This is a genomic window from Microvirga pakistanensis (assembly GCF_004458765.1).
Classification (GTDB): Bacteria; Pseudomonadota; Alphaproteobacteria; order Rhizobiales; family Beijerinckiaceae; genus Microvirga; species Microvirga pakistanensis.
Map to the genome: position 1 here is coordinate 1 of NZ_SPJX01000341.1, position 223 is coordinate 223.

1 protein-coding gene is annotated in these 223 nt (G+C 65.0%); it reads left to right on the forward strand.

The features are described from left to right. Positions 1–223: kinase/pyrophosphorylase (locus E4K09_RS18105; protein ID WP_166802389.1), on the forward strand; the 223-nt coding region annotated here is incomplete at both ends.

Here is a 223-nt window from a genome sequence, read left to right on the forward strand (position 1 = left end):
ACGATTTGAACGAGGCGGATGTGATCCTCATGGGCGTGAGCCGGACCTCGAAGACGCCGACGGCGATCTATCTCGCCAACCGCGGCTTGAAGACGGCGAATTTTCCTCTCGGTCCCGGGATGCCTTTGCCGCCGAAGCTCGAGGCGGCGCGACGATCGCTCGTCGTGGGGCTGGTGGCGACTCCGGAGCGCATCGTGCAGATCCGGCAGAACCGCCTGCTCAG